General features: G+C 71.1%; 10 protein-coding genes and 1 pseudogene. 8 read left to right on the top strand and 3 right to left on the bottom strand.

The window, feature by feature from the left end; all coding sequences use genetic code 11:
* Nucleotides 1-192: 192 nt before the first annotated feature.
* The 8 genes and pseudogenes from ACFVJX_RS01245 (at nt 193) to ACFVJX_RS01210 (ending at nt 10,332) form a co-directional block, all read left to right on the top strand.
* The gene (locus tag ACFVJX_RS01245) at nt 193-1,899 is read left to right on the top strand and encodes an MFS transporter (RefSeq protein WP_384123433.1); all 1,707 of its coding nucleotides are present in this window, start codon (nt 193-195) and stop codon (nt 1,897-1,899) included.
* Nucleotides 1,896-3,356 (top strand): amidase, encoded by a 1,461-nt coding sequence (locus ACFVJX_RS01240; RefSeq protein ID WP_384123435.1) that lies wholly within the window; start codon nt 1,896-1,898, stop codon nt 3,354-3,356. The genes ACFVJX_RS01245 and ACFVJX_RS01240 overlap by 4 nt, the downstream gene beginning before the upstream one ends.
* A 76-nt stretch (nt 3,357-3,432) precedes the next feature.
* Nucleotides 3,433-4,179, top strand: coding sequence for a DUF1838 family protein (locus ACFVJX_RS01235; RefSeq protein ID WP_384123437.1), 747 nt, complete (start codon nt 3,433-3,435; stop codon nt 4,177-4,179).
* Nucleotides 4,180-4,322: 143 nt separating this feature from the next.
* Complete coding sequence (locus ACFVJX_RS01230; RefSeq protein ID WP_384123439.1) at nt 4,323-5,525, top strand: LacI family DNA-binding transcriptional regulator; 1,203 nt, start codon at nt 4,323-4,325, stop codon at nt 5,523-5,525.
* A 165-nt stretch (nt 5,526-5,690) separates the two neighbouring features.
* Nucleotides 5,691-6,119: a substrate-binding domain-containing protein gene (locus ACFVJX_RS01225; RefSeq protein ID WP_384123441.1), complete on the top strand. Its 429-nt coding sequence runs from the start codon at nt 5,691-5,693 to the stop codon at nt 6,117-6,119.
* A gap of 98 nt (nt 6,120-6,217) precedes the next feature.
* Nucleotides 6,218-6,610 (top strand): annotated as a pseudogene (locus ACFVJX_RS01220) (discoidin domain-containing protein); the annotation flags it as partial.
* A gap of 105 nt (nt 6,611-6,715) precedes the next feature.
* The gene (locus ACFVJX_RS01215; RefSeq protein ID WP_384123443.1) at nt 6,716-7,201 is read left to right on the top strand and encodes a hypothetical protein; all 486 of its coding nucleotides are present in this window, start codon (nt 6,716-6,718) and stop codon (nt 7,199-7,201) included.
* A gap of 143 nt (nt 7,202-7,344) precedes the next feature.
* Entirely contained in the window at nt 7,345-10,332 is a 2,988-nt protein-coding gene (locus ACFVJX_RS01210) for a phosphatase PAP2 family protein (RefSeq protein WP_384123445.1), read from the top strand.
* 72 nt (nt 10,333-10,404) lie between these two features.
* Here the strand turns inward: ACFVJX_RS01210 and ACFVJX_RS01205 are convergent, their stop codons facing one another.
* The 3 genes from ACFVJX_RS01205 to ACFVJX_RS01195 are packed head-to-tail and all read right to left on the bottom strand — an operon-like array spanning nt 10,405 to nt 13,083.
* Nucleotides 10,405-11,643 carry a cytochrome P450 gene (locus ACFVJX_RS01205; protein ID WP_384123447.1) on the bottom strand — a complete coding sequence of 413 codons (1,239 nt, stop codon included), beginning with the start codon at nt 11,641-11,643 and terminating at the stop codon, nt 10,405-10,407.
* Nucleotides 11,644-11,680: 37 nt separating this feature from the next.
* The gene (locus tag ACFVJX_RS01200; RefSeq protein ID WP_384123449.1) at nt 11,681-12,886 is read right to left on the bottom strand and encodes an NAD(P)/FAD-dependent oxidoreductase; all 1,206 of its coding nucleotides are present in this window, start codon (nt 12,884-12,886) and stop codon (nt 11,681-11,683) included.
* Complete coding sequence (locus ACFVJX_RS01195; protein ID WP_384123451.1) at nt 12,883-13,083, bottom strand: ferredoxin; 201 nt, start codon at nt 13,081-13,083, stop codon at nt 12,883-12,885. The genes ACFVJX_RS01200 and ACFVJX_RS01195 overlap by 4 nt, the downstream gene beginning before the upstream one ends.
* Nucleotides 13,084-13,094 lie beyond the last annotated feature (11 nt).

The raw sequence follows: 13,094 nt of genomic DNA, 5'->3' as shown, positions 1-13,094 counted from the left end.
CGACGACGTTCCGCACGTGCCCTTGCGCGCCCCTCCTCCCGACCACGCCACGACGCGTGAGCCCTCGCCGCCTCCGGCGCCGTCCGTACAAAAGTTCCGCCCGACCCCTTCTGCGTACCGACTGGTCGGTACTAGCCTCGCGCCCGGCGGGCACGCACCGCGGCGTGCCGCTGAACAGCACTGGGAGGCAAGGTGTCGATTTCGCCACCGGCGACGGAGCCGGGCACGGTCAGGAAGGCGCCGTCGGCACTGCGGGGCCTGGGCGCGCGACGACTGGACCACTACCCCGAACGCGGCGCACGGCACTGGTACCTGGTGATCGTCGTGCTCGTCACGATCGTCCTCTACTACCAGCTGTACATCCAGTACGCGGTCTCGACCGCCGTCATCAGCCAGTACCACATGACGTTCCTGTACTTCGTGTACATCTCGGTGGCCGCCAACGCGGTGGGAGCCTTCTCCTCGCTGGTGGCCGGTCTCGCGGACCGATGGGGCCGGGCCAACATCGTGGTCTACGGGCTCCTCGCGGTCGGCCTGCTCACCACGTTCGTGCTGCCCAACGCGCCGGGCAAGCTGAGCTATCTGATCGTCTACTGCGCCGTCGCACTCGTCGAGGGCATGATCCTGGTGGCCACCCCCGCTCTCATCCGGGACTTCTCGCCCCAGTTGGGCCGCGCCTCCGCCATGGGCTACTGGACCATGGGCCCGATCATCGGCAGCCTCGTCGTCACCGCCGTCACCTCGCGCACCTACGGTGGCGCCACCACCTGGCAGGACGAGATCCGCTTCGCCGGGATCAGCGGGCTTGTCCTGTTCGTCGTCGCCCTGTTCGGCCTGCGCGAACTCGCTCCGGCCCTGCGCGATCAGATCATGGTGAGTCTGCGGGACCGGGCACTGGTCGAGGCCCGTGCCAAGGGAATCGACACCGACTCCGCACTGCGCGGCCAGTGGAGCCAGATGCTGCGCCTCGACGTCGTCGGTTCGGCCGTCGCGATCAGCCTGTACCTGCTCCTCTACTACGCCGCCGTCGGCAACTTCGTGCTCTACTTCGCGACGACCTTCGGCTACTCGGCACAGCGCGCCAATGCCCTCCTGAACTGGTACTGGGGAGCGAACGCGGTCGCGCTCGTCGTGGCGGGTCTGGTCTCCGACCGGTTGCGTGTGCGCAAGCCGTTCATGCTCGCGGGCGGACTCGGGTCCATCGGCTTCACCTTGTGGTTCACCCTGCGCACCACGGAGGCCCACACCGGTTACTACACGTTCGCTCTGATCGTCGCGGGCATCGGCGTGACCAGCGGAATCGCCTACTCACCGTGGATGGCAGGCTTCACCGAGACGGTGGAACGGCACAACCCGGCCGCCACCGCGATGGGACTCGCCATCTGGGGCTGGACCGTCCGCATCACGGTGGCCCTGTCCGCCGCCTTCGTGCCGCTCGTGGTGAATACCGTGACCCCGCTCATCGAATACGGACCGGCCGTCGAACAGGCCTCGGTCCAGGCCGCCCCGGCGCTCGCGGTGACCGGGGCGCATCCCGAACTCTTCGCGGAACTCGACGCGTACGCACCGGGCAAGGTGCCCCCCTCGCTGCTCACCCGTGCGGAGAAGGAGGTCGGTGCGGAGCGGTTGCGTACAGTGCGGGAGGCGGCCCCGCAGCTGAAGATCCTGCGTGAGCACGGCAACGAGGTGAAGCAGGCCAGTGCCGACAACCCGGGCAAGTGGCAGACCTGGTGGTGGGTGTGTCTGGGCGGGCAGGTGCTGTTCCTGCCGTTCGTCTTCGTCATGTCCGGCCGGTGGCGGCCGCGTGATGCCCGGCGCGACCTCCGGGCCCACGAGGAGGCCGTCGCCCGGCAGGTCGCCGAGATGAAGTCCGCCGCCCAGGAAGGGAACACCGCGTGACCCCGACTCAGCCCCACGAACTCACCGCACTCGAACAGGCCGCCGCCGTACGGAAGGGCGAGTTGGGCCCACTGGACCTCGTGCGCCATCACCTCGCCCGGGTGGAACGGTACGACGAACGCTTCGGCGCCTTCCTGACACGGACGCCCGAGGCGGCACTCTCCGGTGCTGCCGCTCTCCAGGAGCAGCCTGCCGGGGACGCGTCGGCGCTGTTCGGGGTGCCTACCGCGGTCAAGGACCTCGTCGACACGGCCGGGATACCGACCACGTACGGGTCGAAGGCCTTCGCCGGTCATGTCCCCGACACCGACGCCCACAGTGTGACCCGGATGCGCGCGGCAGGCACCATCAGCCTCGGGAAGACGAACACCCCCGAATTCGGCTGCTGCTGCTACACGGACAACGATTTGGCGGGACCGGCCCGCAATCCCTGGGATCCGGCGCTCTCGGCCGGTGGGTCGAGCGGCGGGGCCGCGGTGGCCGTGGCGCTGGGACTGGTCCCCGTCGCGCATGCCAGTGACGGCGGCGGCTCGATCCGGATCCCCGCGAGCGTCTGCGGGCTGGTCGGCCTCAAGCCCTCGCGGGGCCGGGTCAGTTCGGGCCCGAACGGCGCCGAGGTCACCGGCCTCGCCGTGCAGGGCCCGCTGGCCCGGACGGTCCGTGACGCGGCGGCCCTGCTCGATGTACTGGCGGGGCCCGAACCGGGCGATCCGCACTGGGCGCCGCCGCTGCCGGACGGCGAGACGTTCCTGAGCCATGCCGACCGGTCTCCCGGACGGCTGCGCATCGGCCGGTACGCGACACCGGCCGCCGAGGGCGTCACCGTGGACCCGGCGTGCCTGGCCGCCTGGGAGCAGGCCTCCCACCTGCTGGAGAGCCTGGGACACATCGTGGAGGACATACCCACGCCGTTCGGACCCGAGATCTCGGGGCACTTCGTGACCGCATGGGGTGTGCAGGCCCTCGGGCGTCCGCCGGCGGCGGAACAGGAGGCCCTGCTCCGGCCGGTGACCCGCGCCTGGCGGGAGTACGGGCGCGGGGTGTCGGGCGAGCAGTTCGCCGCGGCGGTCACCGGGATGCAGGGTGCGGCGCGACGCGCGATCCGTGCGACACGGAGTTACGACATCGTGCTCACCCCGACTCTCGCGACGCTCCCGCAGCGCGTCGAGCACTTCGACGAGTCGGGCGACCCGATGGTGAACCTGCACCGGCAGAGTGCGTTCAGCGCGTTCACCAGTCCGTACAACATGACGGGGCAGCCGGCCGTCAGCCTTCCGCTGTTCTGGACCGACGGCGGCCGGATTCCCGTCGGCGTCCAGCTCGTCGGCCGCCCCGCCGACGAGGCCGTACTGATCGCGCTGAGCGCCCAGGTGGAGGAGGCGGCCCCCTGGCGGGACCGGTACGGACACCTGCTGACGCATCCGGACGTCGATGTCCGCCGACAGACCCGGGAGTGACTTTTTTCCGGCGCTTCCCCGCCCCTGTGGGGTGTTTCCCACCCCACGGGGGCGGACGTCGCGCAGAGTACTCGGTATGACGACACCCGCTGAGCTGCTCCGCTCCCTCGCCCGCACCCGCGCCTCGCTCGACGGCGAGGAGGTCACGTACTGGTGGTCGGGCGATGTGTACTCCTGGTCCCCCGACGAGCCCTACCAGCGCGTTTTCGGATTCGAGGGAATCAACGTCGCCCGCCTGGTCCAGGACACCGAGGCCGGTCCGGACGCCTACCAACTGCTCACCCGCGAGGCCGCCTTCTACCTGGACCCCGTCAGCCGCGAGATCCTGGAGACCTGGCAGGACCTGCCGGTGGTGCACGTCTGGAACGACCCGGCGAACCAGAAGTGGCGCCCCTTCCCGATCCCGACGACCGAGCTCGGCGGACAGGTCTGCTTCAGCCTGGAGATCCCGCTGGCCTATCCCTCGCCCCTGCCGGTGGCGCAGTACCCCCTTCATTCGGCGGGCGACACCTACAAGGCGCTGGAGCTCTTCCAGTTCTTCGCCGACCGCTCCGATCTGGCGGGCCCGGCGCCCAGCGTCCCTGCCACCATGTCGTGGACCCGGATGTCCCCGTGGCTCCCGTGGATGGCCCGTGGTCAGGCGCCAGGCGGTCTCACCTTCCACTGCCGGGGCCGCAAGCTCGGCTCGTACGCCGAGGTCCCGGAGCGCACCCGCGCCTATATCGCCGACCACCAGCCGGAGTTCGCCCACGCCCCGGAGACGTGGAGCGAGCCGAACGAGACGAGCTGGACGTACTTCCGCAGGCTCAACCCGCCGAAGTAGCCTCGGCCCTGCCGGGCGGTTCGCGACTCCCCCGGCGGCCGGGGACGGCGGGCACGGTCGTAGCAGGCGATACGCGATCCGCGGTGACGCACCCGTGGACGGGTGGGTACGGTGGTGGTCGGCAGCGGCAAGGAGGAGCGCTCATGCCTCCAGAGGATCCCGCCGACCCCACGGGACAGCACCGGCTCAGTGGTCCGAACGTCGTTGCGGATCGGGGTGGTTCCGCCGCGTCCGACAGCGGCGAGGACCGTGGCGTCCCGCCCACACAGGGCGATCCCGGCAGCCGCCGGGCCCGCAAGGAACGCAGGCCGACCATCGCCGACGTGGCCCGGCACGCACAGACGTCACGCGGAACCGTTTCGTTCGTGATCAACGGCAGGCCCGGCGTGGCACCGGCGACGCGACGGCGGGTCGAGGACGCGATGCGCGTCCTGGACTGGACCCCGAACCAACTCGCCCGGTCACTGTCCAGGGCCCGCGCCGACGCACTGGGGCTGGTCATCGCCCGCGATGCGGCGTCCTTGGGCTCCGACCCCTTCTTCGCCCCCTTCATCGCCGGTCTGGAGACCGGCATGGAGCCCTACGGCCAGTCCCTCCTGCTGCGTTTCGCCCCTGACCCGGTGGCCGAGGCCGCCGTGTACGGGGAACTGGCCGCCCAACGGAGGGTGGACGGTTTCGTCCTCACGGACCTGCGCGAGAACGACCCGCGAGCCGCCCGGATCGAAGCGCTCGGCATACCGGCGGTGACGCTCAACCCGCTGGACGTGCCCAGCCCCTTTCCTGCGGTGATCCGGCCGGACGAGCCCGGCGTGACCGCCGCGGTCGAGTTCCTGATCGGGCACGGTCACCGTCTCATCGCCCATGTCGGCGGACCTCCGTCCTATCTGCACGCCGCCCGGCGCCGGACGGCGTGGCAGGACACCATGGCGGCGCACGGACTGCCGCCCGGGCCCTTCATCGCCTCGGACTTCACAGCCGCGGGCGGTTCGTCCGCCACCGCCGCGCTGCTGGACCTGCCGCCCGGCCGGTGCCCCACCGCCATCGTGTACGCGAACGACCTGATGGCCGTCACGGGCATGGCGGTTGCTCACCAGCGCGGCCTGTGCATTCCGCACGACCTGTCGGTCGTCGGCTTCGACGACGGCGAGCTCTCGCAGTTCCTCAACCCGCCGTTGACGACTGTGAGCAACGAGGCGGCGGGCTGGGGAGTCGTCGCCGCTCAGGTCCTCAACGAGGTGATCGCCGGGCAGGAACCGCCGGACCGGTTCCTGCCCGCGGCCCGCCTCATGGTCCGGGACTCGGCAGGGCCCGTCCCGCCCGGCCCTGCGCCCGATCTCATCCCTTGAGCACGCCGAGCACGCCGAGCACGGCATACCGCTGGCTGAAGACGTGCCCGATCATGAGCGGTGCGGCGACACCGGCGCTCGGGCCTCCGGCCGGGCCCGGCGCCCGGGGCGGGACCGCTGGAGTTCCGGACGACCAGGGTGGCCGCAGGAACGGTGCGGTCGCCGGTGCTTCTGCCCTCGGCCAGGTCGAGGAGCAGCCGCGCGGCCTCCCTGCCGATGCGACTGGGAGCGGTCAGCGGCCCGTTGGACTTCCGGCACTCCAGGGAGCGGATGGATGCCTGGCGGTGCGTGCTGTGGCGCTCGGGGCTTTCGCCGAGCCCGCCGTTCGAGGGTGACTTCACCTACGACGGCGGACAGGTCGCTGCGGACCACCTGCTGGGACTCGACGAGCCGCCGACCGCCGTGCTCCGCGCCAACGACCTGACCGCGATAGCGCTGATGATCCGGGCTCAGGACCTCGGGGTGCGGGTACCTGATGACCTGTTGGTGGCGGGCTACCACGACGGCATCACCTTCGGCACGTACGTGCTCCACCGGATGGGCGACCAGGGCGGCCAACGGTGGACTTCGCCCCGGTGCGGGCGAGGCATGTGAGGCTCGGGCTGCCCTCGGCCGCCAGGCCCCTGCGGCTGGTGTAGCCGGCCGTCCACCGGGCGGACCTCGCCGTCGGCCGGCGGGCGGCGGCGAGCAGCACGCACAACGCCATCAACATCGTCTCCGACCTCACCGACGGCTCCCCGTCGGCCCGTTGGGAATCCACCACCGCCGACCCACGGTGGTTCACAGTCCGCCTCGGACGCACGACGGCTCTCGGCACGGCCATCGTGGTCCGGGAGACGGCAGCCGCCGCGGCCCACAGTCTCCAGGTCTCCACGGACGGCAGGGCTTGGAACACCGTCCACGCCAGCACCTCGGGTACGGCCGGGACCGCGGTCGTCCCCCTGCCGGACGGCGCCTCGGGCCGCTACCTGCGCGTCCACGCGACCGCACGGGCCACCCGGTACGCCTACTCGGCCTGCGCCGTCGAGCTGTACGCCCCGCCCGGCGTGACCCGCGCGAACGCTCCTGCCGGTCCCCGGGCGTGAGAAGGCTGCCCCGCGCCCCTGTTCGGCCGTTGCTCTTGACACCCTTAGCACCGACGGATTACCTGACAGCCGAAACGCTTCGTCATCCCCCGACCGGGAGAGACCATGCCCCCCACCGCCAGTCGCGTCGTCCACGCGGCCTTGCTCAGACGGGCGTTGGCACCTTCCTGCCTGATTCCCGGTCTGACGCCGGCTCTCGGTTCCGCGCCCGCGCACGCGGCCGTCCCGTCGGTCCGCGACACGTACCGCGACGCCCGCGACCCCGAGTACGCGACCGGCGACCGGGTCCCTGTCAGGGCGGCTGACGAGGGCGGGACCATTGCCCTCCTGCTGCCTGACAACGATGTCATGGGCTGGGCGTCCGTCGACGGCGGCCAAAGCGGCGACGAGGTGTGGCACGACCGTTCCTTCGACGGGGGTGTCTCCTGGACCGGCGGAAGCAAGCTCGGCGACACGAGGACCCCGTCAGGCCCCACCGGCCGGCGCACCCTCGCCCGGTACGGGCCGCGCCGGACCGGCGTGTACAAGGGCACCGGCAACGGCTGCCGGCACAGTGCGCTCGACCTGCTCGACGCGGCGCAGGCCCACTGAGCAGCGGGCAGCGAGCCCGGTTGCGGGTCTCGTGCGACCGGCACGACCGGCACGGCCGTCCCCGCCCGCCACGTCCTGAATCCGGCCGCCCGGCCGGGACTTGTTCCGTCCCCTGACCGATGAGAGAAGGAATCAGAGGAAGCATGAGTTCGCACACGAGGAGTAGACGCAAGGCCGCGGTGATCGCCGTATCGCTGCTGACCGTACTGACGGGTGTCCGGTCGGCCGGCGCCTCGGCGGTCGCCGACGACGCGCCGGCGCTCGGTGGCTACTGGTCCACGTCCTACGAGGCCGGAGCACCCCAGCCCGCCGGGTTTCCCGCCTACCGCCCCGCGACGGGGCTGCGAGGCGAGACGACCCGGGTCAGCACGACGGTGACGTCGGTGATCTCGAACCAGCCGAACGACGGGAGCACCACCGAACACGTCGCGAGCCTGGCGGACAACGACAGCTCCACCAAGTGGTACGCGAGCGGATCCGGACAGCCGACGGCCGACCACCCCCTCTACGCGATCTACACACTGGAATCGGCTGCCCCGGTGACCGGTTACTCCCTCACCTCCGGGAATGACGCGCCTCCGCGCGACCCGCGGGCCTGGACGGTGTTCGGCAGCAACCGCGCCTCCGCCGCCTCCGACGCCGACGACCCGTCATGGACGGCACTCGACAGCGAGAAGGACCAGGAGTTCGGCGCCCGCAACCAGACCGGCTTCTACCCGGTCGGCACACCCGGAAGCTACCGCTACTACCAGTTGCGGGTGACCGGCAACTGCGCCGAGCACTGCACGGGGTCGACGGCCGACCGCACGAAGTTCCAGCTCGCCGACTGGACGCTGCGCAGCGATGCCGGCACCCGGCCGTCCGCGCTGGGCCTGTCCGTGGAGGACGCCCAGTCCGTCGGGGCCGCGGCCGGCACGGGCGCGCTCCGGTACGCGGGGCGCCTGCTGAAGTCCGGTGCCGCCTCCTCGACCGTGGTCATGCGGTCCGGACTCGATGTCCCGCTGGGCCCGGACTCGGCGTTGAGCTACGCGATCCGCCCGACGGACGACGCCTCCGCACATGCCACCGTCGATGTGGTCTATACCGACGCCGACGGCCGTCACACCCGGCGGCTGCACGGCCGTCCCACGCTGCGTGACACGGCGGGGCGCGCCACCGGCACGGCTCCGGATTCCTCGTCACCGACGCCCGGTGTCTGGAACACCATGTCCGTGGAGCTCGGTTCCCTCGCCGGCAAGCGGGTCACGGACGTGCTGCTCAGCTATGACAACCCCGCGGCGAAGGCCGGCTCCACCGTCTCCGGGTGGGTCGACGCCGTCGAGCTCGGCAAGCGGACGCTCGACACCTCCACCAGCTGGAGCTACCTCGACACGCCGGACGTCGACCCCGCGGGCGGTGCGACCGACCGCACGGCGTGGACACAGCCGGGTTTCGACAGCGGCGAGGGCCCGTGGAAGACGGCGACCGGGGCATTCGGCGTCAAGGGAGAGGGCACCGACCTGGGGAAGGGCTTCCCGGTCGGCACCAAGCTGAACCTCAAGAAGGGCGGCTCCCCGGACACCGACATCGAGGCGTACTTCTTCCGTACGTCGTTCACGCTGGACCGGTCTGCCATCGACGCCATGACCGGCCTGGTCGGCAGCATCGTCTACGACGACACGGCGACGGTGTACCTCAACGGCAAGCGGGTGGCGGGCTGGAACGACAGTCACATCACGCGCAACCTCCAGTACGAGACCGAGGACGGCACCGACGGCGGCGGCGACCCGGCGGCCTCGACGTTCACGATCCCGGCGTCCTCCCTGCGGGCCGGCAGCAACACACTCGCGGTCGAGGTGCACCAGTGCAACGGCACCAGCTCCGACGCGTACTTCGGCCTGCCGTACCTGGAGCAGACCGACGCCTCGCTGCCCTTCACCGACAGCCGGCTGAACACCACGTACGCATCGGACGTGCTGCCCACCGCGCCGAACGGCGGTGACTACTTCACCGAGTTGCTGCACCCGTTCACGAAGGCCGCGAGCACGCCGGGCATCATGGGCGCCAACACCGTCCTGCCGGAGGGAACGACCTACGACCAGCTGACGGCGCTCAACGACAAGACGGTCGTGAGGATCAACAACGCCTACCCGGACCGCACCGACCCGCAGGTGCAAAAGGCACTCGTCGACGGTGCGAACAGCCCGTACCGGACGATGGCCGACGGTCTCGGCGAGGCGATCGGCCCGCTCTACACCCAAGCGCTCAGGAACGGTGAACTGCCCAAGACCAACGCGTTGTTGAGCGGTCGCGTGGAGCACACACCGACTTCATCGGCCGACTGGTACCAGACGGCCAAGAACAACTACCAGTACAAGCGGCCGTTCGTGCGCATGGGCTTCACGAACGACAGCGGTCTGATCGAGCAGTGGGACAGCCCGGGTGGCTATGCGGGGCTGGAGGGCGACGGGTCCTTCCCGAGCGGCCACACCAGCCACGCCTACGCACAGGGCATCGTGATGGCCACGCTGCTGCCGCAGCTTGCTCCACAGATCCTGGCCCGCACCTCGGAGTACGCCAACAACCGGATCGTGCTGGCCTTCCACTACCCGACCGACATCATGGGGGGCCGGATCGTCGGCGCGGACACCGCACAGATGCGCTGGTCGGACCCGCGTTTCCGCACCCTGCTGGAGCAGGCCGGAACCGAGTTGCGGAGCGTCCTCACCCAGAAGTGCCACGAGGCCGGACGGGCCGGCACCCTCGCGGAGTGCGCGGCGGGCGCAAGCCCGTACCTGAGTACGGACAAGGCGTTGAGCGTGTACCGGCAGCGCATGACCTACGGGTACCCGCAGGTCGGCACCACCGGCTTGGACCCGTCCGTTCCCCCGGGCGCGGAGAACCTGCTGATCACCGCCTTCCCCGGACTGTCCGCGGCCCAGCGCCGTACCGTGCTGGCCGCCACCGAGATCCCCTCGGGATATGTGATGGACCAGGAGGACGGCACCGGTAGCTGGCAGCGGCTGGACCTCGCGGCCGCGATGGCCGCGCGGGTCACCGTCGGACGGGGCGGGTCGCTCACCGTCAACGGCGTCGCCGTGGACGCCGACGGCCTGCCGCACCACCGCCCGGGTTCCGCGGGCGGTCAGTAGACGAGCACTGTCCGGGCACCGCCGCCGCGGTGCCCGGACCCGCGCAGGTGCGCCGGCGGCCGTACCTGTTGGTTACCAGGTGACGGGCAGGGCGTGGAGGCCGTAGATGAGGGCGTCGTACTTGAAGGGAATCGCGTCGAGGCCGTCGACGGTGCGCAGGGTGGGGATGCGGCGGAAGAGGGTTGGATAGAGGACTTGGAGTTCCATCCGGGCCAGGGGCTGGCCGACGCAATGGTGACTGCCGGCGCCGAAGGCCTGGTGCAGGCGGGCGTTGCGGGTGAGGTCGAGGCGGTCGGGCTCGGGGAATACCAGCGGGTCGCGGTTGGCGAGTTCACCGAGGAGGATGACGCCGTCTCCGGCGCGGATGGTGTGGCCGGCGATCTCGATGTCCTCCAGGGCGGTGCGGCGGCGGCCGAGGTGGACGATGGAGAGATAGCGCAGGAGTTCCTCGACGGCTTCGCGGATGACCGCGGGGTCGTCCGTGTCACGGATCAGGGCGAGCTGATCGGGGTGCTGCAACAGCAGGAGTGTGCCCAGGCTGATCATGTTCGCCGTGGTCTCGTGTCCGCCCAGGAGGAGGAGCACGCCCATGGCCGCGGCCTCGCGGCGGGTCAGTTCACCGCTGTCGATCTGGGCGCAGAGGCTGGAGAGGAGGTCGTCGCCCGGCTCGGTGAGTTTGCGGCCGACGAGCTCGTCGAGGTACCCGGCGAGGTTGGCGTGGGCCGTGCCCCGTTCCTGCGGGGAGGCGACGGCGGAGACGATGGTCTTGCTGTTGACCTGGAAGAACTCGTGGTCCTCGTAAGGGACTCCGAGCAGTTCCGAAATGACAAGGGAGGGGATCGGCAGGGCCAGCGACTGGACGAGGTCGGCCGGTTTGGGGCCTTCGAGCATGGCGTCGATGAAGTCGTCGGCCATCTCCTGCACGCGGGGGCGCATCGCCTCGATCCGCTTGATGGTGAAGGTGCCGCTGATCATGCGGCGCAGCCGGGCGTGCTCGGGGTCGTCCATGCCGACGAAGCTCAGGTCCGTGCCGCCGGCGTGGGCGTGGGCCGGGTCGACAGGGCTGGGGTAGCCCGGCCTGGAGAACTCCACGCTCAGCCGGGCGTCGGACAACAACGCCTTCTGCTCGGCGTGTCCGGTGACGGCCCAGGGGGTGCTTCCGCCCCATGAGGTGACCCGGGTGAGCGGTCCGTGCCCGGTCAGCGCCCGCATCTCGGGCGAGGGTGCGAACGGGCACTGCGACGAGCGCGGCGGAGGGAAGGCGGGGATGCCGGGGGCGCTTGTTTCGGGGATGGCGGGCGTGCTGGTCATGGTCTCCTCCGGTGGGGCGGCAGGTGCTGGCGGGCGGTCACCGCGGGACGGCGGCTCCGGGCCGGGGTGCGGGGGCGTACCGGTCGACGAGGTGCAGTCGGTGCTGGCGGGCCTGTTTGGGCATGTTCCAGCCGAGGACCGCGACAGGGCTGCCCTCGCCGTCGAGGTACTGCGCGACGAACCGGCCCTGCTCCATGTCGCCCTCGACGATGCGCAGGGTGGCGGCCGGGGTGGGCAGCCCGTACACCTGGATCCGGGCGCCGAACTGGTCGGTCCAGAAGAAGGGCACGGGGGTGTAGGGGCGGTCCCCGCCCAGGATGTTCGCCGCGACCAGCATGGCTTGCTCGGTGGCGTTCGTACGGTTCTCGAGGCGCAACGGCCGGTCGAGGCCCGCGTGGTGGAACCGGGCGACATCTCCGACGGCGTAGACCCCGGGGGCGGCCAGGCAGCGGGAGTCGCACACCACGCCGTCGTCCAGTGCCAGGCCGCTGCCTGCCAGCCAGTCGGTGGCAGGGGTGCTGCCGACCGCCGCGACGACCAGATCGGCGGGGATGGTTTCGCCGTCAGCCGGGCGGACCCCGGTGACGCGTCCGTCGGCCGTCTCCACCCCCTCCACCATGGTGCGCGGTCGCAGCCGCACCCCGCTGCCGGTGTGCAGCGCGGCGAGCAACTGCGCGATGTCGTGCCCCAACTGCGCCTGCATCGGCGCTGCTTGGGGTCCGGTAAGTGTCACGTCGGTGCCCATGAGGCGGGCGGTGGCGGCGATCTCGGCGCCGAGCACCCCGTCGCCGATGACCACGAGCCGTCCGGCTTCCAGCAGTTCGCCGCGCAGCTGTGCGGCGTCGTCGAGGGTCCGCAGGACGTGCACGCCCGCCGGGCCCGAAAGCGCGGGCATCCGGCGCGCGTGAAGCCCCGTGGCCAGCACCACGGTCTCCGCTCGCAGCTCCGCTCCGCTCGTGGTGCGCACGGTTCGCGTGGCGGCGTCGAGGGCGAGCGCGCCCTCGCCGAGAACCAGCTCCGCGTCGAGGGCCTCCAGTACGTCACGCGTACGCAAGTGGGTGCGCTCGGCCTGCCACGTCCCGGCCAGTACCTGCTTGGACAGGGGCGGACGGTCGTACGGTGTCTGCGACTCCTGGCCGAGCAGTGTGATCCGGCCGCGGTAGCCCTTGCGGCGCAGGCTCTCCACGACCGTGAGGCCCGCGGCGCCGGCCCCGACGACGAGTACGCCCGTCGGCGTGTTCACCCGTCCTCGCCGAGGTGGATGGCGGCGGCGGGGCAGACGCCGGCGGACTCGCGGACCTCCTCGTGCCGCCCGACCGGGGGTGCGGCGTCGAGGAGGATGACGATGCCGTCCTCGTCGCGCTGGTCGAACACCTCCGGTGCGATCAGCACGCACTGACCGGCACCGCAGCACTTCTCCTCGTCCACAGTGATCTTCATGGTCCCTCTCC

This window comes from Streptomyces sp. NPDC127177, from assembly GCF_042672475.1.
Taxonomy (GTDB): Bacteria; Actinomycetota; Actinomycetes; order Streptomycetales; family Streptomycetaceae; genus Streptomyces.
The sequence above is the reverse complement of the archived record's forward strand: the minus strand, read 5'-3'. Positions and strand labels throughout refer to the sequence as shown.

Bases quoted from the DNA above. Each gene is read 5' to 3' on its own strand.
- ACFVJX_RS01235 (WP_384123437.1), top strand. From the start codon at position 3,433: ATGACGACACCCGCTGAGCTGCTCCGCTCCCTCGCCCGCACCCGCGCC.
- ACFVJX_RS01230 (WP_384123439.1), top strand. From the start codon at position 4,323: ATGCCTCCAGAGGATCCCGCCGACCCCACGGGACAGCACCGGCTCAGT.
- ACFVJX_RS01215 (WP_384123443.1), top strand. From the start codon at position 6,716: ATGCCCCCCACCGCCAGTCGCGTCGTCCACGCGGCCTTGCTCAGACGG.
- ACFVJX_RS01210 (WP_384123445.1), top strand. From the start codon at position 7,345: ATGAGTTCGCACACGAGGAGTAGACGCAAGGCCGCGGTGATCGCCGTA.
- ACFVJX_RS01205 (WP_384123447.1), bottom strand. From the start codon at position 11,643: ATGACCAGCACGCCCGCCATCCCCGAAACAAGCGCCCCCGGCATCCCC.
- ACFVJX_RS01195 (WP_384123451.1), bottom strand. From the start codon at position 13,083: ATGAAGATCACTGTGGACGAGGAGAAGTGCTGCGGTGCCGGTCAGTGC.